Raw genomic sequence first — 26,653 nt, 5'->3', positions numbered from 1 at the left:
CTTAAACCTGGGCCGCCAGAACGCGCCGTTCCCAGGGGGTTATCTCGTCAAAAAAACTGCTCAGCTCCAGGGCCTTTGACGCGACGTAGCCTTCGATGAATTCATGACCAAACAGTTCCTTGGCCAACTGACTGCTTGTCAGACGCTCAAGAGCGGCCTGCAAGGTACACGGAAGTGACAATTCTTCCGGCACCTCGATTTCACCCTGCATCGGCGCGGTCGGTTCCAGGCCCTGCTCAATACCGTAAAGCCCGGCCGCCAGACTTGCAGCGATGGCCAGATAAGGGTTGGCGTCCGCGCCGGGCAAACGATTCTCCACCCTTCTGGCCGCCGCTGCACTCGACGGAATGCGTAGCCCGGCGGCGCGATTGTCGTAGGACCAGCAGGCATTGTTGGGTGACGCGTATGGATGGAACAGACGCTGATAGGAATTCACATTAGGCGCGAACAACGCGGTGAAGTCTGCCATGCAGGCCTGCTGGCCGCCGATGAAGTGACGGAACGTGGCAGTGGCGTTGCCGTTCACATCGTTGAATACATTAAGGCCGGTCTCCGCTGCCACCACACTCTGATGTATGTGCATCGAACTGCCCGCCGTGCTTGCCAGCGGTTTGGCCATGCACACCACGATCAGACCGTGCTTGAGCGCCACCTCTTTGAGCAGGTGCTTGAACAGAAAGGTCTGGTCGGCCAGCAGCAAAGGATCACCATGCAGCAGGTTGATCTCGAACTGACTGACGCCCATCTCGTGCATCACCGTGTCACGCGGCAGGCCCAGTGCTGCCATGCACGCGTAGACCTCGGCGAAGAACGGACGCAGGCCATTGCTGGAGCTGATACTGAACGCCGACTGCCCGGCTTCGCGTCGCCCGTCCAGCCCGACCGGCGGCATGAACGGGAAAAGCGGATCAGGATTGGGAGCGAAGACGAAAAACTCGAGCTCTGTGGCCACAACCGGTGCCAGGCCACGATCGGCGTAGCGCGCAATCACCGCCTTGAGCTGATTGCGGGTGGACAGCCTGCACGGCTCGCCGCTCAGGTCCATGGCATCACAGATGGCCAGAGCACGAGGCGGCTCGCTCCAGGGCAGGCGGTGGATCTGCTGCGGGTCGCTGACCAGGGCCAGGTCGCCGTCATCACTGCCATAGAAGCGTGCCGGCGGGTAGCCGCCCATGATGCATTGCAGCAAAACGCCACGCGCCAGCTGCAAACGGCGGCCCTCGAGAAAACCTTCAGCCGTCATCACCTTGCCGCGCGGCACACCGTTCAAATCCGGGGTCACACACTCCACTTCATCAATGCCCATCAACTGCTGCGCCAGCGAATGGGGGTCATTGCGAGTCATGGGTTCAATCCTTTGTGGTTAAGCTGCAAGCTTTAAGCTGCAAGCTTTAAGCTGCAAGTTTCAAGCTTCAAGCTTCAAGCTTCAAGTGGCAAGCGCGAGTCTTCTGGCCTCTGCTTGCAGCTTGCAGCTTGCAGCTTCAGAGCACCGGATTGTGAAACGGTGCGCCGGTCACTTCGATGAATTCCTTTCGGTAGTCCTCGTTCTCCGGATCGACCACCAGGGCCTGGCGCAGAAATTCGACGCCCTCGGCAACGTGACCCAGCTGGCGACTCAGGGCACCGGCGAGATGCAGCTTGGTGGCATCGAAAAAATTGAACGACAGCAAAATCTTGGTCAGCGTCAATGCGTTTTCCAGTTTGCCCGCCATCAACAGCTGATTGAACTGCGCATTGAAGTCGGCGACATCCTGCCATTTACCGGCCGACAGCCCTTCTACCTTGCGCAGTACGATGGTGTGGCCGTTGCCTACCTTCGAATCCGTCTCTTCGACGCACTCGATGTACCAGCAGCCCAGGCCCGAGGAATTAACGTGATTGACGGCGCGGATCATGCTCTGCAAGGAAAACACCTGATAATGACCGCGCCATTCACCCTCAGTGACGGTGGTCATGTCTATCTTGTTTTCATAGTCCTCGATCATCTGCGCCAGCGTCGTCAGACGACGCGCGCGGTCGGTCTTGGCGGCCGTGCGCTTGGGAAAGATGCAAAAGAAGACACCGCCGTTCTTCAGCACCCTGAGGGCTTCGACGTAGGCGGAAAACAGATTGGGAACATGCTCGATCACGTGCGAGCTGATGAGGTAGTCAACTGACGCATCTGGCGTGTGGATACATTGAAAGTCGCCGAGCATGTCGACTTTTGAAACGTCGCCCGACACCTTCATCTGCTCGACAAAGTACTGCTGATAATCCTCCATATCACGAGGGTGCAAAAACTCGACGCCGTCGCAGGGCGCAACGTTCAGGCAACTGGCAAGGTTGAATGCGTTGTGAGCTGCCGCACCCAGTTCGATACCTTGCCCCTGGCAGTACTTCTTGGCTAACTGCATTGCTCCCCCGTCGCTCGTCGTTATCTGGATAAACCTGCCTGAAATATCGGCGATACCAGACAGAACTTTAACTATCGCCTGCCATGCGCAAGCCTGCGACTGGCCATTGGCGCAGATATTGCTAAACATCTGGATCCAGTGTGAATGCACGATGATTTACGTCAGCCAAGTGCCCAACTTACCCGGCCATTGCTGACGCAAGCCACCAAAAATCAGGCTCAGGCCACAGAAAGACAGAGGATCACCATGATCAATGGTCAAAAGGTTGGCTGCGGAATCGTCACGTATAACCGCCCCGCCCTGCTGAGAAAACTTTACGATTCACTGCCCGCCGACATCATCGACAGCATCGTCATCATCAATGACGGCGACGCGTACCCCGAACACTCCGCCTACGACAGCGATGTCTTGTTCAACAATGAAAGCAACCTCGGCGTAGGCAAATCCAAGAACAGGGCGCTCTCACTGCTGCTGGACGCTGGTTGCGAACATCTGTTTCTGATCGAAGACGATATCTACATCAAGAGCCCGGAAGTCTTCGAGCTTTATATCCTGACGTCGACACTGACCGGCATTCAGCATCTGAATTACAGCCAGCACGGGCTGATGAACAAAACGCCTGACGGCGAAGCCAATGCGGTGTGCAAGATTGATTATGGCAACGGCATCACCCTGCCGCTGTACCGGCATTGCGTCGGGGCGTTTTCCTACTATTCCAGACGCAGCCTGGAGGCGGCCGGACTGATGGACGAGACGTATCACAACGCTTTTGAACACGTCGATCACACCCTGGCCATCATCAACCAGAACATGCACCCGCCATTCTGGTTCTTTGCCGATATCGACCATTCAGAGCGTTATCTGGGAGACGAGCCCTGGAGCTATGAACAGTCGACCATTTCGTCCAGTAACCTGCACAAGCAAAACGTTCTCGACGCCACCGAACACTTCAAGCTCAAGCACGGCTGTGAGCCGGTCAAACACCCGCTCGCCTCCAATCAGGAACTGATGGACAGCCTCAACAGCATCAAACAGAGTTTCGGGCTGAATCTCTGAGCAATCACGCTCACCCCGCGATCCTGTCAGGTGCTGGCGAAGGCTGCGTGCTGGCGGGCTCGGGGTTCAGGGCAGCGTCATGCTGAACAGGGCGCCGCCCAGAACGCCACCATTGGCGATCTCGATACGCCCCTGCAAGCCATTGCGCACGTGCAACCGGGCAATGTGCGCAGCAAAATAAAGACCCAGCCCGGTGCTGCCGCTGCCCTGGTTGATGCCCAGCACATAATCCGTCTGTTGCTCGATCAGGTAGGCCGGGTAACCGGGGCCGTCGTCGTTGACGGTGATCTTCAGTTGACCGTCCTCATCGGACACGCCGACGAAGATCTGCTCACGGGCAAAACCGGTCGCGTTGATGATGATGTTACCCACCACCGATCCCACCAGCTCACGGTCGAAAAAGCCCAGCGGGCTCACAACATCAATGGCATAACGAGCCGCAATGCCGCGGCTGCTCAGCACGTCCTGGTGATGTGCCAGCTGCGCTTCGATGAAATCATCCAGCTCGTGGTAGTCCGGGCGCAGCGGCATCTGATTGACGCCGAGTTTATACAGGCCCAGCAACTGCACCAGCATGCCGTTCAGGTTGGCGAACTCGTATTCGATAACGCCATGTTCGGGCGTGTCGAGTTGCTGCGCGGAAAGCCTCGCCAGCCACTCACTGTGCGCCTGAGTCAGCGTCGCCAGCGAGTTCTTCATGTCGTGCACGGTGGAGGCAATCACCATGGAGAAATCGAGCCCCTGCTCCCTCTCTTCACTCATGCGCCAAACGCCCTCTCCCTGAGTTTTTGATAACGCTCGAAGCGCGGGTCGCTGTCCGGGATCTTGCCGACCATGGTCAGGCTGGCCCGGCACTCGTCCAGGCCTGCCTGACCGAGGCTCTGGCCGGGATGGAGCAGCGACTGCGCCATGTTGAGCGCAATACTGAGATTCTTTGGCTGCAACGCCAGCGCACTGCGGAAAAACCCCTGTGCCTCGGTCAGGTTGCCCGCCTTGTAACTGCGCACGCCTTGCAGGTTGAGGTCGCTGGCTGCCTTGTTGGCACCCAGGATGGCAGGGTCGTCAGTCATGCTGGCGACGCTTTTCATCACCGCCGGGTCGTCGCCATAAACTTGCGCGCAGTTCTTCAAGACACCGGCGCCCGCCTCTTCCTGACCCAGCTGCTTGAGCTGGGCGGCCACCATCAAAGAGGCTTCGGCGCTGAGAAACAGCTCCGTCCCGTCCAGCCGGGCCATCGCCTGCTCGGTGAGTTTCGCGGCCGCTTCCGGGTCTGAGTGTTGCAGGCTGGAAGCCTTCATCAAGCGCGTGCGTACTTGCAGACCTTCGTCGCTGCTGTGTTCTTTGGCGACGTCACCCAACGCGTTGTTGACCTCGACCCGGGTCCGCGCATCAAGCCCTTGCTCGCCGCCCTTGCTGATCAAGGCATGCGCCAGCCCCAGATTGGTCTCGGGGTCCTTGAAGCGCGAATGCTGCCCCTGTGAAACCGCCTGACGGTAGGCCTTGGAGGCACTTTCGAAGTCCTCGTTGCCCAGCGCCAGCTTGCCCAGCAGCCGCTGCCGTCGAACCGCCAGCGGTGACAGGCGCACCGCGCTTTCCAGTACCGCCTGCGCCCGCTTGGCATCGCCGAGGGCAACCAGCACGTCAGCCAGCCCGTCGAACAGCGCCGGCATGATCGGAAAGGCCTTGATCGCCTGCTCGTAGACGGCCTGCGCCTCGGCAGCCTTACCGCGTTTGAGCAACAGGCTGCCCAGTGCGCCGTAGGCCCAAGGCGTGGCGCGGTCGGCCAGAATGCTCTTGAGGAAAGCTTCCAGCGGCTCGTTCTGTTTCAGATCGCGCAAGGCCTCGGCCTTGTGGCGCAGGCACAGTGGCGCATAACGCGGGTCCTGCTCGATCAATGCGTTGCACGCGGCCAGCACCTCAGCCGGGTTACGACGGTCGAGCGCCTGCAGAATCGGTTTGAGCAGCGTCTTGCGTTGCACCAGTTTTTCCAGACGCTGAGCCAGACCGGCACGGTTGAACGGCTTGGTCAGGTAGCCGTCCGGCTCCCATTCCAGCGCACTCATGACCATGGCCTGACTGTTTTCGGCGGTGACCATGATAAAGACACTTTCATGACTCAACAGCCGCTCGACCATCAGGTCTTCCAGCACCTGCTGACCGTTCTTGCGACCGTCGCCCAGGTTGAAGTCATGCAACACGAAGTCGTAACGCTTTTGCGCGCACATGCGCAGCGCTTCTTCACCGGTGTCGGCGGTATCCACTTCCTTGACGCCCAGTTCACGCAGCATCGACCTGACTGAACTGCGAAAGTCAGAAAAGTCATCAACGATAAGAAAGCTTTTTTGGTTGTACGCCAGCATCCGGATTCCTGCACAGGAGAAGTAAAAATACGAGACCCACAGCCCGAGCGCTACCCGGACACGGCTCAGCAGCCCATGTTTCAGGACATGCTTGATAACTGATAGCTGACTGATGCTCAGGCACAGCTTGCCAACGCTCCCCCGTCTGACAGGGTGAGGTTTACGGCACACACAGTTTTTCGACCATCCTTGCAGAAACTATAGGGCGAACATGCACTTCGCACCTCTTCGGCATGGCGGTTAAGCGTTTGTTTTGCGAGCTGGATCGAATTTGCGGGAATAAGAAAGGCGTTGCGGGGAGGCAGACTGATGATTGAGGGTGCCCGTCATGCGACAGGGAACATTACGGGCAGCATGCCGACGCAGGGCGTCGGCATGCTTTACACAGCGGGTTACACCCAGCCGTCATTCTTCTTGCGGCCCTTGGTCAGCGCCGGGAGGATAAGGCCGACCAGCAGCCCTGCACCGGCAATGCTGCCGCCGTAGACCATGTAACGCATCATCACTTGCTTGTTCTCGTCACCGAGGCGCGCCTGGGTCGCACGCAATTCAGCCTGAGAATCAGCCAGTTGATCGTTCAGGGTTTTGGTTCGGGCTTCCAGCTCATCGACCAGCTTCTTGCGCGCGTCCAGGGTTTCCTGCATGCCTTGCACGCGGGTCTTCCAGGTGTTGTCGATACCTGCCAGTTGCTCGGTCAGGTCGGCGACCTGCTGAGTCAGTTGCGGCACGCGCTCAGCCTGACCAGGAACCTCTTGCAGGTCACTGCTCGGAATCCACACCGTTGCGCCGCCTTCGCCGCGCACCTGGCTGAACTTGCCCGAAGAGGTGAGCAACTCGACCTTCTGCCCGGACTTCAGCGTACCGACGATACGATGGTCATCCGTCGGCCCGCTGCGTACATAAGTGGTGAGACTGTCGCTGACCCAACGCTCGTTGTTTGCAGCCTGAGCATTGCCAGGAACGATCACGGTCAGCACAGCACCGAACAGGCCGGCACCCAGCAAACGACGCTGTGCGCAGAACAGGCCAGGGGCACGAGAAAGAAGTGCAGAAAGATGACGAGACATGGCGATAATTATCTTTATCCGGAATGAAAATAAAGCCTCGTTGAACGGGCCGGCTAACGATGGGAGGACAGGCGATCAAAGGTTCTTGCAACTCCTGCCCGGACGGATTGTCTGCCAATGACACGCAATTGAAAGCGCATCAGTTCCCTGTTTTGCAGGCCGTCCAGAAAAAACCATCAGCTAACAGACTCCTCGAACCGGGTCAGGTTCACTATCGGCCTGTGTGTGCGTCAAAATTCAGCCGCACGGTCACTGTGAGCAAGTCCCTGCTTTCAAACGAATTCGGCGCAGGCGCGACGTTTGCTACCGCAAATCAGGGTCTTGCACTGCGCAACGTTTGCTTTCCCGTCCAAGTGCTGTAGAAAAGGTCTGACAGGCGTGAGTGTCCCGGACACCCACCATCCTGATGCTCGACTGCATCGCTCTAATGGAAAATAGAATGCTCCCAAGACAAGTGATTAACGCCACCGTAAGCCCGAAAGGCAGCCTTGAAACCCTGTCCCAACGTGAAGTGCAGCAGCTCAGCGCTGCCGGTTCAGGCAGTACCTACACCCTGTTTCGCCAGTGCGCCCTGGCCATTCTCAATACCGGCGCCCATGTCGATAACGCCAAGACCATTCTTGAAGCGTACGAAAGTTTTGAAGTGCGCATCCACCAGCAGGATCGCGGCGTGCGCCTGGAGCTGCTCAACGCTCCGGCCGACGCTTTCGTCGATGGCGAAATGATCGCCAGCACCCGCGAGATGCTGTTCAGCGCCTTGCGCGACATCGTCTACACCGAAAGCGAACTGGACAGCCAGCGCATCGACCTGAGCAATTCTCAGGGCATCACCGACTACGTGTTCCACCTGCTGCGCAACGCCCGCACCCTGCGTGCCGGTGTCGAACCGAAGATGGTGGTGTGCTGGGGTGGTCACTCGATCAACACCGAAGAATACAAATACACCAAGAAGGTCGGCCATGAGCTGGGCCTGCGCAGCCTGGACATCTGCACCGGTTGCGGCCCCGGCGTCATGAAAGGCCCGATGAAAGGCGCCACCATCGCCCACGCCAAGCAGCGCATCGTAGGCGGTCGCTACCTGGGCCTGACCGAGCCGGGCATCATCGCTGCCGAGGCGCCGAACCCGATCGTCAACGAGCTGGTGATCCTGCCGGACATCGAAAAACGGCTCGAAGCCTTCGTGCGTGTCGGTCACGGCATCATCATCTTCCCGGGTGGCGCAGGCACTGCCGAAGAATTCCTGTACCTGCTGGGCATCTTGATGCACCCGGACAACAAGGACGTGCCGTTCCCGGTGATCCTGACCGGCCCGAAAAACACCGAGCCGTACCTGCAACAGCTGCACGCGTTCGTCGGTGCCACGCTGGGTGCAGAGGCGCAGCGTCACTACCAGATCATCATCGACAACCCGGCAGACGTCGCCCGGCAGATGACTCAGGGCCTGAAAGAAGTGAAGCAGTTCCGCCGCGAGCGCAACGATGCGTTTCACTTCAACTGGCTGCTGAAGATCGAAGAAAGCTTCCAGCACCCTTTCGATCCGACCCACGAGAACATGGCGAAGCTGCAACTCAACCATGACGTGCCCACGCACGAACTGGCGGCCAACCTGCGTCGGGCGTTTTCCGGCATTGTCGCAGGCAACGTCAAGGACAAGGGCATTCGTCTGATCGAACAACACGGTCCTTATCAGATTCAGGGTGACCCTTCGATCATGGGCCCGCTGGACCAACTGTTACAGGCGTTTGTCGATCAGCACCGCATGAAACTGCCGGGTGGCGCGGCCTATGTGCCGTGCTATCAGGTTGTGGCCTGACGCCACAGCGTCATCAGGCAAGTGAACGGGGCGCCCTTGAGCGCCCCGTTTTTATTTCTGCTGACGAAACGCGCTGGGCGACTGGCCAGTGGCGCGTTTGAAAAAGCGCGAAAAATAGGCCGGTTCGGAAAACCCCAGGCTGTCGGACACCTGATTGATGGTCATGGTGGTGTAAATCAGATTGCGCTTGGCCTCCAGCAACAGCCGCTGGCTGATGATCTGCAACGCCGACTGGTTGCACAGACGCCGGCACAGCGCATTCAGATGAGCCGCACTGAGCCCCATTGCCTGTGCATGCTGCTCAATGGACCAATGCTCGCGAAAGCTCGTTTCCAGTTGATGCATGAACACCTGTAAATGCTCACGCCCGCGGTCCAGCGCATGAATTTCTTCGCCGGCGTGCTCGCTGCTACGCCGACTCAGCCAGACCACCAATACATTGATCAGCGAATGCAGCATCAGATCGCGACCCGCTCCGGGCTGTCGGTATTCGCGAGCGATGGCGCTGAACAACGTGTCGACGTAATGGCTGTCTGCCCCAAGCTCATAGCAACGAGCTGTACTCATTGCCGAGCTGTCGAGCGCTGTCTCAAGCTGCTCCACCAGCGGCCGCGCCAGGCTGAGAATGTGCCCTTGAATGTCTTCGGCAAACCTGAAGGTATGTACGCTCAACGCCGGGACCACCTGCAGCGACGGCGTTTCAACTTCGCGGACCATGTCCTCGACTTTCAGCATCGCCTTGCCCGATTGCACATACAGCAACTGCACCAGATCGCCATGCCGATGCGGTTTGATCTCCCACTCATGAACCTTGCTGCGCTCGGGGATCGATTCGCAATGAATCAGATCCGGCGTCGGCCAGGCGGTGGTTTCGCCGTAAAGCTTGAACACCGGTATTGCTGTAGTGGCAGATCTGGCCATACCGCCCCCCCTCTTAACCCTCGAAAAGTCCAGATAATTAACCGGATATTGCCTTCTTATCCCGACGCCATCCATTAAAAATGCAGGAGACAAAAACAATTGCATCCCGCGGGTCAACGGCTGGCAGGGATCACCAGACAGGACAATGCTCATGAAAACCCAAGTCGCCATCATCGGCTCAGGCCCCTCAGGGCTGCTGCTAGGGCAACTGCTGCAACGCGCTGGCATCGACACCATCATCGTCGAACGCAAGGACCCCGACTACATCCTCTCGCGTATTCGTGCAGGCGTGCTGGAGCAAGGCATGGTCGATCTGTTGCGTGAAGCCGGCGTGAGTGAACGTATGGATGCCGAGGGCCTGATTCACGATGGTTTCGAGCTGGCATTCGACGGCCGCTGCGAACGCATCGACCTGAAACACCTGGCCGATGGCAAGACCGTGATGGTCTACGGCCAGACCGAAGTGACCCGCGACCTGATGGCCGCACGCGCCATCAGCGGCGCGACAACTGTCTATGACGCTTCAGATGTCGAAGCCCACGACCTGAAAACTGACCACCCTTACCTGACGTTCGTGAAAGATGGCGAGACCGTGCGCCTGGACTGCGACTACATTGCGGGCTGCGACGGCTTTCACGGTGTCTCCCGGCAATCGATTCCGGCCGAAGCACTCAACGTCTTCGAGCGCATCTATCCGTTCGGATGGCTGGGTGTGCTGGCTGACACACCGCCCGTCAACGAAGAACTGGTCTACGCCAACCACCCGCGCGGCTTTGCCCTGTGCAGCATGCGCTCGGCGGTTCGCACCCGTTATTACGTGCAGGTCAGCGCCGACGAGAAACTCGAAGACTGGTCGGACGAACGCTTCTGGGGCGAACTCAAATCCCGCCTGCCCGCGCATCTGGCCGAACGCCTGGTCACCGGCCCGTCCATCGAAAAAAGCATCGCGCCACTGCGCAGCTTCGTGGTCGAACCCATGCAGTACGGCCGCCTGTTCCTGCTGGGCGACGCCGCGCACATCGTCCCGCCTACCGGCGCAAAAGGCCTGAACCTGGCGGCCAGCGACGTCAGCACGCTGTACCGGATCCTGCTCAAGGTCTACCGCGAAGGCCGCACCGACCTGCTGGAAAAGTACTCGCAAATCTGCCTGCGCCGAGTGTGGAAAGCCGAACGTTTCTCCTGGTGGATGACCTCGGTGCTGCACAACTTTCCGGACACCGACGCCTTCAGCCAGCGCATCCAGCAGACCGAGCTGGACTACTACGTCGGCTCAGAGGCCGGGCGCAGGACGATTGCCGAAAATTATGTGGGGTTGCCGTACGAGGCGATTGAGTAGGTTAGAGAACTTTGAAGGGCTACATGTGCATCTTGTAACGGGCCCTTCGTACATGCAGGTTTACGTAGCTTTGGCTTGAGATTATTTAAAAATTTAAAAGAAACAGATGCAAAACGCTTCACACAGGAGCTAGTAATTCCAGCCTGCCTGACGACGTATATAGTATAAGCAAATTTTGCCCCTCATAGGGAGGGCTATCCTGCTCAACATGTGTATGGCATTTTCTTACCCAGTAAGCGAAGTAAAAACTTGAGACTGTCAATTGCATGATTCAGTCAGAAAAGCGCTTTTGACTTAGCTCAGCCAGTCTTGACATGCTCAGAAAATTGCCTGTCTAAATAAAAATCATTTCTCTATCCAATTCGAAAAAAGTAAATCCAAGACTATGCAGCAAATTAAATTTATGGTAGCGACCAGGTTTTAGCTAACTGCCATGCAAATAAAATACTCAAAATCACTTGGATAGGACTTCGCGCTAAACATCTCAAGGGAAGGAAATTAAGCCTAATCCCAATGGACTGACCACAGGCGTAAGCCTCTAGAAAAATGCAAGTAATAGCAAAACCTAGCCGACACCAACGCTAAAGTGTTAATACTAAAGATTAGTCAAAAATACGAATATTTTTTTCAACCCTATAACAAAATGTTCCAAGCACCGAAGGGTTTAACTTTACAATGTTAGCTATACTAAAAATCTGCTATACCTGAGATCGAAAAACTAGCGCATTCATGCGTAAGGGAAACAAATGAAAAAAAATCGCTCGGCTTTAGCATTATTTTTTTTTGCACTAACCCTGATTAGTGAATTTGCTTTTTCAAGTGAAATTTGCGTGTCTATTCATCACAACATTTTGAAAATATCTAAAGACTATGTACCATTCTCCCCAACCATAAAAGGCATCAACTATTGGGACAAACAACTTATTGATCAATTAGGGCCTGCGCATTGCGAAGATGAGGTTGAGGACCTAACTGTCTCCTTCTTTTGGCCAGCAATGACGCCGGCCGGCAAAGCGCATTTGAAACGGACATCTGAAATTTACGATATAACGGCGTCATTAAAACCTATGAATTCTGTCCCAAGCAGCATGGGGTATCTTAAAAATTTTTATACCGCATCAGCCAGCGAAACCCAAAAGAAGAGCGTTGCTTTTGACCCGAGGACTTTGCTCTATAGCTTTAAGGGCAACCATGGTGCGACCAATAAAATGTACAGCTATTTCTGGGCAAACAACACGGAAGGTGAACCTTGGGTATTTATAATGTGCACACCATTACCCACAGGAGAACCGTATATCTGTCAAGGCCAATATTTTTTTACGGAACTACAATCACTAGTTGTACTGTCGTTCTCGGCGACACGTATTACAAACTGGAAAAGCATCATTAACGATACAAACAAACTTATTTTAAGCAATATTATTAAATAGCTCAACAGCTATCAAGGACGAAAAACATGCCCGTACCATCTATGTCATCAGACGATTTGATCACAGCTCAAAATCTCCTTAGGGTTGGCGGCCCAAGCTCGGCCTATACGTTTCTTGAAACAAAAGGATTTGACTACGCAACATTAGCCCACAGTGTAATTAAAGGTACTTCGGCTTTTGCAACTGTATCTTTGAACTACATGATGCTTTCAGCAGCTGAAGCAGACAAACCAATGTCTCAAGCTGATATAGATAACGTTATGAATGCGATGGCGCAAGGATATATAGATGCCTTGGCCAATCATATTGACCCTCTGACTAACACCATTAATTCGGATGTAACCTATGCAGAAGCGTGGAGTTTTCACAGTAATGCTTTTGAGAGCAATGGCTATCCTGCAAACTCGTGGACACTGAACGCAGTTTTTTCCGTTTTGGATGAACCCAGTAGGAAAAATTATTGGGCCGAAGCATTGAACGCCGCGGGAAACCCATTAGCTGAAGGGCTGCTGGCAGGCAATACTCTTCATTTGATGTCGATGATAGCGGCGCTAGGCGTTGACGGCAGCAAAGAACTTGCTCAGACTTGGACGGATCGAGTTAATAGCCCAAGCAGTTTAATGGCGGGTGGCGAAGGCTTGTATGAGACACTGATATTAAAGATTGATGAAATGTTCAACGCTGCTTTAAATACTGTTTCGCCGCTAATTCTCGACCTCAATGGGGATGGAGTTAAAACCTTAGGTTTAAGTGATACAGTGTATTTTGATCACAATGGAGATGGGTTCGCGGAAAAAACGGGTTGGGTTGGAAAAGATGACGGATTTCTCGTCTGGGACAGAAATCAAAACGGTGAAATTGATAACGGAGGAGAGCTATTTGGCAGTTTCAGCAAGTTAAATAACGGTACAAATGCCGCTAATGGTTTTTTAGCACTACAGGAATTGGACAGTAATAATGATGGAAAGATCAACAGCACAGACAAAAGCTTCAGCCTTTTAAAAGTCTGGAAAGACGGTAATAGTAACGGAGTGGTCGATAACGAAGAACTATTTACACTTACCGAGGCAAAAGTAACAGAACTTTCAACTCAGTATAAAAATATCAACTCTACAGACTCTAACGGAAATCAAGCCCTACAAGCAGGTAGCTATACAACCAGCTACGGCAACTCACTTCAACTGACCGATATTTGGTTTGTTACCAATCAAGCATTGACCATCAATCTTGACACTACCACGATAAGTGAAAATGCCTCGAAGGTTCCAAACTTGCTTGGCATGGGTACAGTCCCAGATCTTCGCTTAGCAATAAGCCAAGATAGTTCAGGGTATTTAGAAAGTCAACTGAATGCGTTTTACACATCAACTGAGAACATTAAGCAGCACGCTATATTACGCGAATTGATCTACAGCTGGAGCAAAGTAAGTGATCATGCCATCAGTAGCAGAGGTGATTACATTGACGACGCTAGAAAACTTTACTCCTTGGAATCATTTCTAGGCATCAAGTTCTCTCAATCTGCCGGAACTAATGAGGGCACTGGCAACCCTGGACCTAATGCCGCAGCAGCACTGATGAAAACATTCGACACTTTAGAAAACTTTTACTACTCCTCTCTCATGATAGAGGGCGAATACAAGCCCTTACTTTCCTCCATAAAACTAACATATACCGATGGAAGAATTGGATTTGACACTGATAGTTTTATGACAAAACTACAGGAAGCATATACTTCTAAAGGCGAAAAAGCCTCTGAATACTTAAAATCATTTAGTGCTGTACTTCTAAATGCTGGCGATAGTTGGCCCGATCTCATAGAGGCGACTCGCCTGAAAGGAGACGCCAATGGTACAAATTTTCTAAAAGATATTTCTGAGTTTGGGAGACTTATTAGTCAATCAAACGGGAGCGAGCTCTACGGTAGCGATGCTAATGAAAGCTTTCTCGGCCGTTTAGGCAATGACTATATATATGGAGGCAAAGGACAAGACTTTTTAGAAGGGGGCGGCGGTAATGATTACTTGAGTGGCGATGAAGGATCTGACACATACTTTTTCTCAAGAGGCTGGGGACAGGATAGAATTAACAACTATGACCTGAATCCTAGCAACATAGATTACATCACCTTTGACTCATCCATTAGTAACGGAGACGTTTATTTCTCTCGCTCCGGTGAAAACCTAAATCTCTCTCTACAGGGAAGCACAGACAACATCCTAATTATAAATTACTTTAATAGAGACATTAATAGCGATTACAAAGTTGATTTCATAAAGTTCTCTAACGGGGTGAGTTGGGATACAGACTTTATAAAAAATATAGTATCAAAGCCCACCAACAACAATGATGAACTGCATGACTATCAAGCAAATGCTGTCATATTTGGTTTAGGTGGTGATGATGTCATTTATTCAGGAAAGGGAAATGACTTTCTAGAGGGAGGTACTGGTAACGACAGTTTATACGGTAGCCTAGGGGCTGACACATATTTATTCAACTTGGGTGATGATCAAGATATCATTCTTGACGACTCATCAATTATCAAGGGAGATATTGATGTTCTGCGCTTCGGAGAAGGCATCCGTGCCAGCGATATTACAATTGGTCGCTCGGGCAACCATGTTGTTCTAAGCCACAGTAACGGACTGGATCAGGTCACTGTTCAAAACTGGTTCAACACCGGCGATAGTCGTTTCAAGCTGGAGAAGATCGAGTTTGCCGACGGCACTGCCTGGACGGCTGCCAGCGTATCCGCTCAGTTACTCACGTTGCAAGGCACCGAGAACAACGACGTCCTGACCGGCGCCAGTACGGGCAACCAGATCCTGTCGGGTCTGGCGGGCAATGACGTATTGTCCGGCGGTTCGGAAAACGATCAGCTTAAAGGTGGAAGTGGCAACGATACCCTCAACGGTCTTGCTGGCAATGACCAACTGGTCGGCGGTACCGGTGACGATGTATTAAATGGTGGTACCGGGTCGGACTTGTACCTCTTTAATCTCGGCGATGGCCGGGACAATCTCTATGATGATGCGTCATTTTACACCGGAGATGTTGATGTCCTGCGCTTCGGAGAAGGCATCCGTGCCAGCGATATTACAATTGGTCGCTCGGGCAACCATGTTGTTCTAAGCCACAGTAACGGACTGGATCAGGTCACTGTTCAAAACTGGTTCAACACCGGCGATAGTCGTTTCAAGCTGGAGAAGATCGAGTTTGCCGACGGCACTGCCTGGACGGCTGCCAGCGTATCCGCTCAGTTACTCACGATGCAAGGCACCGAGAACAACGACGTCCTGACCGGCGCCAGTACGGGCAACCAGATCCTGTCGGGTCTGGCGGGCAATGACGTATTGTCCGGCGGTTCGGAAAACGATCAGCTTAAAGGTGGAAGTGGCAACGATACCCTCAACGGTCTTGCTGGCAATGACCAGCTGGTCGGCGGTACCGGTGACGATGTATTAAATGGTGGTACCGGGTCGGACTTGTACCTCTTTAATCTCGGCGATGGCCGGGACAATCTCTATGATGATGCGTCATTTTACACCGGAGATGTTGATGTCCTGCGCTTCGGAGAAGGCATCCGTGCCAGCGATATTACAATTGGCCGCTCGGGCAACCATGTTGTTCTAAGCCACAGTAACGGACTGGATCAGGTCACTGTTCAAAACTGGTTCAACACCGGCGATAGTCGTTTCAAGCTGGAGAAGATCGAGTTTGCCGACGGTACTGCCTGGACGGCTGCCAGCGTATCCGCTCAGTTACTCACGATGCAAGGCACCGAGAACAACGACGTCCTGACCGGCGCCAGTACGGGCAACCAGATCCTGTCGGGTCTGGCGGGCAATGACGTATTGTCCGGCGGTTCGGAAAACGATCAGCTTAAAGGTGGAAGTGGCAACGATACCCTCAACGGTCTTGCTGGCAATGACCAGCTGGTCGGCGGTACCGGTGACGATGTATTAAATGGTGGTACCGGGTCGGACTTGTACCTCTTTAATCTCGGCGATGGCCGGGACAATCTCTATGATGATGCGTCATTTTACACCGGAGATGTTGATGTCCTGCGCTTCGGAGAAGGCATCCGTGCCAGCGATATTACAATTGGTCGCTCGGGCAACCATGTTGTTCTAAGCCACAGTAACGGACTGGATCAGGTCACTGTTCAAAACTGGTTCAACACCGGCGATAGTCGTTTCAAGCTGGAGAAGATCGAGTTTGCCGACGGCACTGCCTGGACGGCTGCCAGCGTATCCGCTCAGTTACTCACGATGCAAGGCACCGAGAACAACGACGTCCTGACCGGCGCCAGTACGGGCAACCAGATCCTGTCGGGTCTGGCGGGCAATGACGTATTGTCCGGCGGTTCGGAAAACGATCAGCTTAAAGGTGGAAGTGGCAACGATACCCTCAACGGTCTTGCTGGCAATGACCAGCTGGTCGGCGGTACCGGTGACGATGTATTAAATGGTGGTACCGGGTCGGACTTGTACCTCTTTAATCTCGGCGATGGCCGGGACAATCTCTATGATGATGCGTCATTTTACACCGGAGATGTTGATGTCCTGCACTTCGGAGAAGGCATCCGTGCCAGCGATATTACAATTGGCCGCTCGGGCAACCATGTTGTTCTAAGCCACAGTAACGGACTGGATCAGGTCACTGTTCAAAACTGGTTCAACACCGGCGATAGTCGTTTCAAGCTGGAGAAGATCGAGTTTGCCGACGGCACTGCCTGGACGGCTGCCAGCGTATCCGCTCAGTTACTCACGTTGCAAGGCACCGAGAACAACGACGTCCTGACCGGCGCCAGTACGGGCAACCAGATCCTGTCGGGTCTGGCGGGCAATGACGTATTGTCCGGCGGTTCGGAAAACGATCAGCTTAAAGGTGGAAGTGGCAACGATACCCTCAACGGTCTTGCTGGCAATGACCAGCTGGTCGGCGGTACCGGTGACGATGTATTAAATGGTGGTACCGGGTCGGACTTGTACCTCTTTAATCTCGGCGATGGCCGGGACAATCTCTATGATGATGCGTCATTTTACACCGGAGATGTTGATGTCCTGCGCTTCGGAGAAGGCATCCGTGCCAGCGATATTACAATTGGCCGCTCGGGCAACCATGTTGTTCTAAGCCACAGTAACGGACTGGATCAGGTCACTGTTCAAAACTGGTTCAACACCGGCGATAGTCGTTTCAAGCTGGAGAAGATCGAGTTTGCCGACGGCACTGCCTGGACGGCTGCCAGCGTATCCGCTCAGTTACTCACGATGCAAGGCACCGAGAACAACGACGTCCTGACCGGCGCCAGTACGGGCAACCAGATCCTGTCTCGGGTCTGGCGGGCAATGACGTATTGTCCGGCGGTTCGGAAAACGATCAGCTTAAAGGTGGAAGTGGCAACGATACCCTCAACGGTCTTGCTGGCAATGACCAGCTGGTCGGCGGTACCGGTGACGATGTATTAAATGGTGGTACCGGGTCGGACTTGTACCTCTTTAATCTCGGCGATGGCCGGGACAATCTCTATGATGATGCGTCATTTTACACCGGAGATGTTGATGTCCTGCGCTTCGGAGAAGGCATCCGTGCCAGCGATATTACAATTGGCCGCTCGGGCAACCATGTTGTTCTAAGCCACAGTAACGGACTGGATCAGGTCACTGTTCAAAACTGGTTCAACACCGGCGATAGTCGTTTCAAGCTGGAGAAGATCGAGTTTGCCGACGGCACTGCCTGGACGGCTGCCAGCGTATCCGCTCAGTTACTCACGATGCAAGGCACCGAGAACAACGACGTCCTGACCGGCGCCAGTACGGGCAACCAGATCCTGTCGGGTCTGGCGGGCAATGACGTATTGTCCGGCGGTTCGGAAAACGATCAGCTTAAAGGTGGAAGTGGCAACGATACCCTCAACGGTCTTGCTGGCAATGACCAGCTGGTCGGCGGTACCGGTGACGATGTATTAAATGGTGGTACCGGGTCGGACTTGTACCTCTTTAATCTCGGCGATGGCCGGGACAATCTCTATGATGATGCGTCATTTTACACCGGAGATGTTGATGTCCTGCGCTTCGGAGAAGGCATCCGTGCCAGCGATATTACAATTGGCCGCTCGGGCAACCATGTTGTTCTAAGCCACAGTAACGGACTGGATCAGGTCACTGTTCAAAACTGGTTCAACACCGGCGATAGTCGTTTCAAGCTGGAGAAGATCGAGTTTGCCGACGGCACTGCCTGGACGGCTGCCAGCGTATCCGCTCAGTTACTCACGATGCAAGGCACCGAGAACAACGACGTCCTGACCGGCGCCAGTACGGGCAACCAGATCCTGTCGGGTCTGGCGGGCAATGACGTATTGTCCGGCGGTTCGGAAAACGATCAGCTTAAAGGTGGAAGTGGCAACGATACCCTCAACGGTCTTGCTGGCAATGACCAACTGGTCGGCGGTACCGGTGACGATGTATTAAATGGTGGTACCGGGTCGGACTTGTACCTCTTTAATCTCGGCGATGGCCGGGACAATCTCTATGATGATGCGTCATTTTACACCGGAGATGTTGATGTCCTGCGCTTCGGAGAAGGCATCCGTGCCAGCGATATTACAATTGGTCGCTCGGGCAACCATGTTGTTCTAAGCCACAGTAACGGACTGGATCAGGTCACTGTTCAAAACTGGTTCAACACCGGCGATAGTCGTTTCAAGCTGGAGAAGATCGAGTTTGCCGACGGCACTGCCTGGACGGCTGCCAGCGTATCCGCTCAGTTACTCACGATGCAAGGCACCGAGAACAACGACGTCCTGACCGGCGCCAGTACGGGCAACCAGATCGTCGGGTCTGGCGGGCAATGACGTATTGTCCGGCGGTTCGGAAAACGATCAGCTTAAAGGTGGAAGTGGCAACGATACCCTCAACGGTCTTGCTGGCAATGACCAGCTGGTCGGCGGTACCGGTGACGATGTATTAAATGGTGGTACCGGGTCGGACTTGTACCTCTTTAATCTCGGCGATGGCCGGGACAATCTCTATGATGATGCGTCATTTTACACCGGAGATGTTGATGTCCTGCGCTTCGGAGAAGGCATCCGTGCCAGCGATATTACAATTGGCCGCTCGGGCAACCATGTTGTTCTAAGCCACAGTAACGGACTGGATCAGGTCACTGTTCAAAACTGGTTCAACACCGGCGATAGTCGTTTCAAGCTGGAGAAGATCGAGTTTGCCGACGGTACTGCCTGGACGGCTGCCAGCGTATCCGCTCAGTTACTCACGATGCAAGGCACCGAGAACAACGACGTCCTGACCGGCGCCAGTACGGGCAACCAGATCCTGTCGGGTCTGGCGGGCAATGACGTATTGTCCGGCGGTTCGGAAAACGATCAGCTTAAAGGTGGAAGTGGCAACGATACCCTCAACGGTCTTGCTGGCAATGACCAGCTGGTCGGCGGTACCGGTGACGATGTATTAAATGGTGGTACCGGGTCGGACTTGTACCTCTTTAATCTCGGCGATGGCCGGGACAATCTCTATGATGATGCGTCATTTTACACCGGAGATGTTGATGTCCTGCGCTTCGGAGAAGGCATCCGTGCCAGCGATATTACAATTGGTCGCTCGGGCAACCATGTTGTTCTAAGCCACAGTAACGGACTGGATCAGGTCACTGTTCAAAACTGGTTCAACACCGGCGATAGTCGTTTCAAGCTGGAGAAGATCGAGTTTGCCGACGGCACTGCCTGGACGGCTGCCAGCGTATCCGCTCAGTTACTCACGATGCAAGGCACCGAGAACAACGACGTCCTGACCGGCGCCAGTACGGGCAACCAGATCCTGTCGGGTCTGGCGGGCAATGACGTATTGTCCGGCGGTTCGGAAAACGATCAGCTTAAAGGTGGAAGTGGCAACGATACCCTCAACGGTCTTGCTGGCAATGACCAGCTGGTCGGCGGTACCGGTGACGATGTATTAAATGGTGGTACCGGGTCGGACTTGTACCTCTTTAATCTCGGCGATGGCCGGGACAATCTCTATGATGATGCGTCATTTTACACCGGAGATGTTGATGTCCTGCACTTCGGAGAAGGCATCCGTGCCAGCGATATTACAATTGGCCGCTCGGGCAACCATGTTGTTCTAAGCCACAGTAACGGACTGGATCAGGTCACTGTTCAAAACTGGTTCAACACCGGCGATAGTCGTTTCAAGCTGGAGAAGATCGAGTTTGCCGACGGCACTGCCTGGACGGCTGCCAGCGTATCCGCTCAGTTACTCACGTTGCAAGGCACCGAGAACAACGACGTCCTGACCGGCGCCAGTACGGGCAACCAGAGACCTGTCGGGTCTGGCGGGCAATGACGTATTGTCCGGCGGTTCGGAAAACGATCAGCTTAAAGGTGGAAGTGGCAACGATACCCTCAACGGTCTTGCTGGCAATGACCAGCTGGTCGGCGGTACCGGTGACGATGTATTAAATGGTGGTACCGGGTCGGACTTGTACCTCTTTAATCTCGGCGATGGCCGGGACAATCTCTATGATGATGCGTCATTTTACACCGGAGATGTTGATGTCCTGCGCTTCGGAGAAGGCATCCGTGCCAGCGATATTACAATTGGCCGCTCGGGCAACCATGTTGTTCTAAGCCACAGTAACGGACTGGATCAGGTCACTGTTCAAAACTGGTTCAACACCGGCGATAGTCGTTTCAAGCTGGAGAAGATCGAGTTTGCCGATGGAACCAGCTGGAATAGTTCCTATGTTTCAACACCGCCTTTAAATTCACAGGCAACTGTTGCAACTGAGAAAAACACAAGTGCTGTCAGCCAAAGCGTCGAGACTACAGTCAAAAATGATGAGGCACTATCTATCAACTCAGCTGAAGATAATATAAAAATCATTGGGCAGGCAGAAGGAGCCTTCTATCTATAAATTTTTATGGTTCAAAATCTGAATAAACCGAAAAAGCCACTAACTGGCATCAGGGCTGATGCTACTCGGGCTTGAGTGGAAAACACCCTCAAGCCCGAGAAAGCGATCAATGCGCCATCGGCACCGTAAAGCGGAATTCGCTGCCCTGCCCGACTTGGCTGTGTGCCGCCAGTTCGCCGCCGTGAGCTTTGATGATGCCTTGCGAGATGTACAGGCCCAGACCGGTGCCGGTCGGGTTGCCTTCCTTGACGGTCCAGTAGCGTTCGAAGATGTGCGGCAACTGCTCGGGAGGAATGCCCTCGCCGGAGTCGCGCACGGTGAATACGATTTCGCTGCCGTTGGACATCGCCGCCACGCCGATCTTGCCCAGTTTCGGGGTGAACTTGATGGCGTTGCCGATCAGATTGGACAGCACCTGAAACAGACGCTCCGGGTCGGCATTGACCTTGATATCCGGCTCGGCGCTGAAGGAAATCTCGATGGACTTGTCCATCGCCAACGGCGCGAGCAAGGTGTAGGCCTCTTCGAAGATCTGGCTGACTTCCAGCGGCTGTGGCGTGATGGTGTAGCGCCCGGCTTCGATCTTCGAGGTGTCGAGCAGGTCTTCGAGCAGCACGTTCATGCGGCTGGCGGCCTGCTGCATAGTGTCGATGGCCGTGGAAATACGCCGTGACGTGTGCGGACCGTCCGAGCTGAACGACTTCTGCATCATCCCGCACAACATGGAAATAACCGTCATTGGGCTGCGCAGGTCATGGGACACGACAGCCACCAGTTCGTCACGTGCGCGAACAGCCTGTTGCTCTCTGCGTACCTGGCGGGCCAGGTCATTTTCCAGCGCAGAGCGACGCAAGTCATTGGCGGCATATACGTCGCCATGGCTCCACTGCGTCGCAATGCCGGTCATTTCGACTTTCCAGATTTCGAACGAGGAACGCGGACGCAGGCGCAAGCCGTGTTCCGAGCTTTCCAGATTCAACGGCTTGTTCGGATCGCCACTCCAGCGGACGCTTTCCTTGACCTCGGGTCGAAACCAGATCACGCCGTTGTCCACAGGCTTGGGCAAGCTCATGGCCAGCACACCGCTGGCGATCGGCTGATAAGCCTCGGCAGGCGGGAAAACACTGGAAAGATGATGACTGGCATATACCGGATCGCCACTTGCAACCATCCATGCGTGCAGCGCCCGTATATCGGACGGCTCCGGGCAGTTGCCAAAGCAAAGCGTCTGACGGTCTTCGATGATCGCAACGCCGGTGGCACCCACCAGGTCCATCAGCAATTGTGGCTGCTGCGCCAGACCGTCGAACACGTTGTCTTCGGATTCAGCCATCGCTTGGTGCAGCTGCTTGAGCGCCAGGACTTTTGCCTCACGCTGGCGACTGATCTCCAGTGCTTCCATCGCGCTGATCTGCAACGACAACACCTGACCGATCGCCTGACAAGCACTGCGCAACTCATGAGACACGTACAGCGGCGTGCGATGCCCGCAACTGATCAGCCCCCACAACTTGCCGCCCTGAATCAACGACACGCTCATTGAAGAGAGAACGCCCATGTTTTTCATGTACTGGCAGTGAATCGGCGAAACACTGCGCAGCGTCGAGAAGCTCAGGTCAAGTTGCTCATGAGTGTCCGGGCGCAATTGCGGCACCAGCGGCACCGGGGTGTAATCGGCATCCGGAATGATGCGCAGCCAGTTGCGGCGGTACAGCTCACGCGCCTGCTCGGGAATGTCCGAGGCAGGGAAGAACAGGCCGTTGAACAACTCCATGGAGGGCGCCGACGATTCAGCAATCACCTGACCGTGGCCTTCCTCTTCAAAACGATAGATCAGGACCCGGTCGTAACCGGTCATCTTCTGGATCTCGCGCACACTGACTTCATACAGCGTCTGCAGATCACTCGCAGCGTGCAACTGACGCAACATGCGCCCCATGTTGCCGGTGCGCTCGGAATAACTGACCGATTGCGCTACGTTGTCCTGAATCTCAAGTTCCAGCACCAGCACATCCTGATGGCGGTGCAGCAGGGCTTCGAACTCGACACCATTGACCGACATCAACAGGCGCGGCGCGTCGATGAAAGAGTCATGGGCACTGGTACTTTTGATAACGTCGGCCCAGCCGGCGCCGAGAATGCAGTCCAGTGTCCGCCCCAGCACCTGCTCAGGCGCGTGGCCCAACACGGTCTGCACATTGGCACTGACCTGCAAGACCTTGAGTTCGGGTTCTGTCAGCGTGAACAGCACACCATGCGGCTGGATGGCCCCGGGAATCTGAATAGGCTCATCAGCACAATTGCTCAAGAGGACTTCGAAGGAGTCGTTGTCGAGTTGGCTCATAGAAGTACCTCTTGACCGTCGAGCCAGTGCTCGAAACATGCAAATGTGGAGTGCGCTGCACCTGCCGCAGCGTCAATAAAATCAGTCTCTCTCGGCGCCGTGTCCAGATGAACCAGGAACGCCTTCCAGCGCGGTCCGGTTGCGCTGCCGTATACATCGAGAAACGCTGCACCGCTTTGTTCATCAACGCCTAGACGCTTGTGCATTTCGCGTCGCAATACCTGCCCGCCCAGTGTCGCACCTTCCAGTACATACATGACACCCAGGCAGGCACCTGGAGAGTCGATCACGGGCAACCGGGGGCAACCCGGAAGCTGCCCGATAGCTTCGTCAGACATGCCCAGCGCGCGCAAGTCCCGGACCAGCATCGGCACCTTAATGCGGTCATGCGGTTCAAGCGCAACCGGTATCAAGCCACTGGCATGCAACGCCGCTTCAAGCGGTGCGTGAAAGCCGTAATAAGCCTGAAGCAAGCGAAGATAAAGAGCGCTGTCCATTGCGGATGAAAAAAACGGCATGCGTTTTTCAAGTCGAACGTGTAACTGATTTGTTTCAGCGCGAAGTGCATCCAGCAACTTCGGCGGGGGAACGCATGAAAAACTTGCCGGCATCCAGGAAGGCTCTTGAGTGTGCGATAGATGGAAAACGCATTCGAGCGAAAACAGGCAGCAAAATACAGACTCGGCGCACAAGCTGACAGGTTTTTCCCACGCAGACGATGAAAAACAAAGGACAGGCAGGAAAAGCAGTTGGCAATAAAGACCGACTGTTCGATGCCTGCCGATTCGTCTTTCAGAAATACAATAGTCGAAAACTGCGCTCTGTACGCGCTACAGCCTGTCGCGGATCACATTTCGGGGCACTTTAACATCATCCGTGCCCCCATCAGCCATTCCTGATGCGCGCTGGCCGACCATTGGTAAGCGCCTGGATCACCAAGAGGACCTGCTTCTCACGCTTTAACGCACATTCTGATAGAGCATCAATCGCGACGTCTCATGCAGGCCGCGGGTCAGGTCCCGCAGACGCTCGAACTCTTGCGGGTTCTGCTCGGCGACGTTGTCCAGCGGCGTAGGCGATGCCAGATCGTGCAACGTCGGCGAGCTGCCGTCGTGTTCCATTTGCAACAGATAATTGCGCGTCACGCCACCGATCAGCGGGAAGGTGCCTTCACGCAATACCAGCGGCACAACGCGCTCGCCTTCAGGCGCTGGCTGCTGGATGTCACGGCCCATGGTGCCACTGGTGAATGGCATGCCCGCCATGCCCGCCAGGGTCGGCAGCAAGTCCGTCAGCCCGACCGCGTCATCGATCACGCGCGTCCCGAGCAGGCCGGGCGCATGAATCAGCAGCGGCACGTTGTTGCTCTCCAGGCCCAGTTGTTCGAAGGCTGGCGCCATGTGCGGAATCTGGCTGATGCGCGTGTTGTGGTCGCCGAACAGCACGAAAATGGTGTTCTCGTAATAACCACCCGCCTTGGCCAGTTCGATCAAGCGCCCGATATTGAAGTCCAGCAGACGTACGGCATTGTATTGCTCGACACTGCGCGAGCCCGCGGCCTGAACTTGCTCCAGAGTCTTTTCGCTGACCTGAAAGCCGTCGTTGTCCTTGGGAATGGTAAAGGGCCGGTGATTACCCGCGGTCTGGACGTAGGCAAAAAACGGTTTGTCGGCTGGCAACGCACGCAGGATGCGGTCGCTTTCCTTGAACAGGTCCAGGTCGGAAACGCCCCAGACGTCCGCCTGCGGCGACTTCCAGTCGCGCTCGTCGTACAGGCGCACGTCGTCGATGCTGCGGCGAATCAACGCGTTCATGTTGGCCCACCCGGAGTTGCCACCAATCATGTACAGCTTTTCGTAGCCCTTGAAGTCATTGATGATCGTGTGTTGCCGCGTGAGCAGTGGATGACGCGTCGCCGTTTCCTGACGCGTCACGTCGGGCACCCCGGTGATGCTGGCCCAGACGGTTTTCGCAGTGCCGGTGACCGGCACGTAGAAATGCTTGAAGAACCAGCTTTGAGTCGCCAGATGATCCAGATTCGGCGTCGGGTTCAGCGGGTTGCCGTAAGCACCGACCGCACTGGTGCCCAGCGACTCGAGCATCACGAACATGACGTTCGGCGGCCGCTCGCCTGGCAATCGGTAAGGTTGTACAGACTGCTGGCGCTGGAAATTCAGGGCCTGCGCGTCGGGCTCGTGAACCCCCAGATAGCGCGCAACCAACGCGTAATGCTCGCGCACCCTGGCTTCATCGAAGTGCGACTGGGAAACCTTGAGCGTGTCGTACAAAAACAGCGCCGGGTTGAGCCCCAATGCCGCGATCTGGCTGTTGCCGGAGAAAAACGCATCGCTCCAGCGCAATGGCACCGGGTTTTCCAGATTGAGGTTTTCGACCCGGCCCAGCAGCCCGAGAAACGTCGCGCAGACCATCACTGCCGATACCCACACCACCGACGCGCGCTTGATCGGTCTGGCGTCGCGATCCAGCGTGACACGTTCAAGGCACAGCAACGCCCAGCCCAGCGCAGCGACGGTCAGCAGCCAACCGGCGGTAATCCACAGCACCGGGTAGGTTTGCCAGAGCATGTCGCGGGAAATCTGCGCATCTTCCAGATAACGCATCACGCTGGCGTTGAGCCTGACCCCGAGGTAGGCGTAATGGCCGAAGTCGATGATATGAATCATCGTCAGAATCGCCAGCGCGAGAATCAGATAACTTCGTGACAGCCAGCGCAAGGCTGGCACGCTGATCAGGTTCCAGCGCGGCAGCCAGAGCAGCAGCGCAACCGGCAACAGCATCAGCAACGCCAGACGCAGGTCGAAACGCAGGCCGACACCCAGCGTTTCGGCTACTTCGCCATGCGTAAACAACGTGCCCGGCTCGACACCGGAAAACCCGTAAAAAAATACCGCTCTCAGCAACGCCGACAACAGAAACACCAATGTGACGGCGCCCAGCCAATAGCGCAGCCGTCGAGATTGCAACCCACTCATTCTTGT

17 protein-coding genes are annotated in these 26,653 nt (G+C 55.0%); 8 read left to right on the top strand and 9 right to left on the bottom strand.

Translation table 11 applies throughout. The annotated features are described in order from the left end of the window. Window position 1: 1 nt before the first annotated feature. Together I9H07_RS07380 and I9H07_RS07375 are read right to left on the bottom strand one after the other, a co-directional pair. On the bottom strand, window positions 2-1,243 hold the full coding sequence (locus I9H07_RS07380) for a glutamine synthetase family protein (protein ID WP_236424767.1): 1,242 nt from the start codon (window positions 1,241-1,243) through the stop codon (window positions 2-4). Between the two features lie 238 nt (window positions 1,244-1,481). Further along, on the bottom strand, window positions 1,482-2,393 hold the full coding sequence (locus tag I9H07_RS07375) for a class I SAM-dependent methyltransferase (RefSeq protein ID WP_038401117.1): 912 nt from the start codon (window positions 2,391-2,393) through the stop codon (window positions 1,482-1,484). A 246-nt stretch (window positions 2,394-2,639) separates the two neighbouring features. Here I9H07_RS07375 and I9H07_RS07370 point away from each other — a divergent pair, with 246 nt between their 5' ends. Beyond that, on the top strand, window positions 2,640-3,449 hold the full coding sequence (locus I9H07_RS07370; RefSeq protein WP_058390820.1) for a glycosyltransferase family 2 protein: 810 nt from the start codon (window positions 2,640-2,642) through the stop codon (window positions 3,447-3,449). 66 nt (window positions 3,450-3,515) lie between these two features. Here I9H07_RS07370 and I9H07_RS07365 read toward each other — a convergent pair whose 3' ends face one another. From I9H07_RS07365 to I9H07_RS07355, 3 genes are all read right to left on the bottom strand, one after another. After that, complete coding sequence (locus I9H07_RS07365; protein WP_058390804.1) at window positions 3,516-4,211, bottom strand: sensor histidine kinase; 696 nt, start codon at window positions 4,209-4,211, stop codon at window positions 3,516-3,518. After that, window positions 4,208-5,809 (bottom strand): tetratricopeptide repeat-containing response regulator, encoded by a 1,602-nt coding sequence (locus tag I9H07_RS07360; protein WP_236424751.1) that lies wholly within the window; start codon window positions 5,807-5,809, stop codon window positions 4,208-4,210. The genes I9H07_RS07365 and I9H07_RS07360 overlap by 4 nt, the downstream gene beginning before the upstream one ends. Before the next feature lie 392 nt (window positions 5,810-6,201). Further along, complete coding sequence (locus I9H07_RS07355) at window positions 6,202-6,876, bottom strand: TIGR04211 family SH3 domain-containing protein (protein WP_024672511.1); 675 nt, start codon at window positions 6,874-6,876, stop codon at window positions 6,202-6,204. A gap of 439 nt (window positions 6,877-7,315) precedes the next feature. Between I9H07_RS07355 and ppnN the strand changes: the two genes are divergently transcribed. Then, window positions 7,316-8,689 carry a nucleotide 5'-monophosphate nucleosidase PpnN gene (gene ppnN / locus I9H07_RS07350; protein WP_024672510.1) on the top strand — a complete coding sequence of 458 codons (1,374 nt, stop codon included), beginning with the start codon at window positions 7,316-7,318 and terminating at the stop codon, window positions 8,687-8,689. 51 nt (window positions 8,690-8,740) lie between these two features. Here the strand turns inward: ppnN and I9H07_RS07345 are convergent, their stop codons facing one another. After that, on the bottom strand, window positions 8,741-9,610 hold the full coding sequence (locus tag I9H07_RS07345; protein ID WP_024672509.1) for a helix-turn-helix domain-containing protein: 870 nt from the start codon (window positions 9,608-9,610) through the stop codon (window positions 8,741-8,743). Between the two features lie 151 nt (window positions 9,611-9,761). Between I9H07_RS07345 and pobA the strand changes: the two genes are divergently transcribed. From pobA to I9H07_RS07315, 6 genes are all read left to right on the top strand, one after another. Further along, entirely contained in the window at window positions 9,762-10,946 is a 1,185-nt protein-coding gene (gene pobA, locus I9H07_RS07340) for a 4-hydroxybenzoate 3-monooxygenase (protein ID WP_236424750.1), read from the top strand. A 746-nt stretch (window positions 10,947-11,692) separates the two neighbouring features. Continuing rightward, complete coding sequence (locus I9H07_RS07335; protein WP_236427062.1) at window positions 11,693-12,376, top strand: hypothetical protein; 684 nt, start codon at window positions 11,693-11,695, stop codon at window positions 12,374-12,376. A gap of 26 nt (window positions 12,377-12,402) precedes the next feature. Next, window positions 12,403-17,850, top strand: coding sequence for a calcium-binding protein (locus I9H07_RS07330; RefSeq protein ID WP_248957201.1), 5,448 nt, complete (start codon window positions 12,403-12,405; stop codon window positions 17,848-17,850). Continuing rightward, entirely contained in the window at window positions 17,739-19,235 is a 1,497-nt protein-coding gene (locus I9H07_RS07325) for a calcium-binding protein (RefSeq protein WP_248957200.1), read from the top strand. Before I9H07_RS07330 ends, I9H07_RS07325 begins: the two co-directional genes overlap by 112 nt. 4 nt (window positions 19,236-19,239) lie before the next feature. Beyond that, window positions 19,240-20,739: a calcium-binding protein gene (locus I9H07_RS07320; protein WP_248957199.1), complete on the top strand. Its 1,500-nt coding sequence runs from the start codon at window positions 19,240-19,242 to the stop codon at window positions 20,737-20,739. 4 nt (window positions 20,740-20,743) lie between these two features. Beyond that, a complete protein-coding gene (locus I9H07_RS07315) occupies window positions 20,744-21,310 on the top strand; it encodes a calcium-binding protein (RefSeq protein ID WP_248957198.1) in 567 nt (188 codons plus the stop codon). Between the two features lie 106 nt (window positions 21,311-21,416). Here I9H07_RS07315 and I9H07_RS07310 read toward each other — a convergent pair whose 3' ends face one another. The 3 genes from I9H07_RS07310 to I9H07_RS07300 form a co-directional block, all read right to left on the bottom strand. After that, entirely contained in the window at window positions 21,417-23,654 is a 2,238-nt protein-coding gene (locus I9H07_RS07310) for an ATP-binding protein (protein WP_236424152.1), read from the bottom strand. Then, entirely contained in the window at window positions 23,651-24,265 is a 615-nt protein-coding gene (locus I9H07_RS07305) for a biliverdin-producing heme oxygenase (RefSeq protein ID WP_236424195.1), read from the bottom strand. The genes I9H07_RS07310 and I9H07_RS07305 overlap by 4 nt, the downstream gene beginning before the upstream one ends. A gap of 348 nt (window positions 24,266-24,613) precedes the next feature. After that, window positions 24,614-26,647, bottom strand: coding sequence for an LTA synthase family protein (locus tag I9H07_RS07300; protein WP_236424154.1), 2,034 nt, complete (start codon window positions 26,645-26,647; stop codon window positions 24,614-24,616). Window positions 26,648-26,653: the final 6 nt, after the last annotated feature.

This window comes from Pseudomonas syringae (assembly GCF_023278085.1).
Lineage (GTDB): Bacteria > Pseudomonadota > Gammaproteobacteria > Pseudomonadales > Pseudomonadaceae > Aquipseudomonas > Aquipseudomonas syringae_Q.
This window is presented reverse-complemented; position numbering and strand designations above follow the sequence as displayed.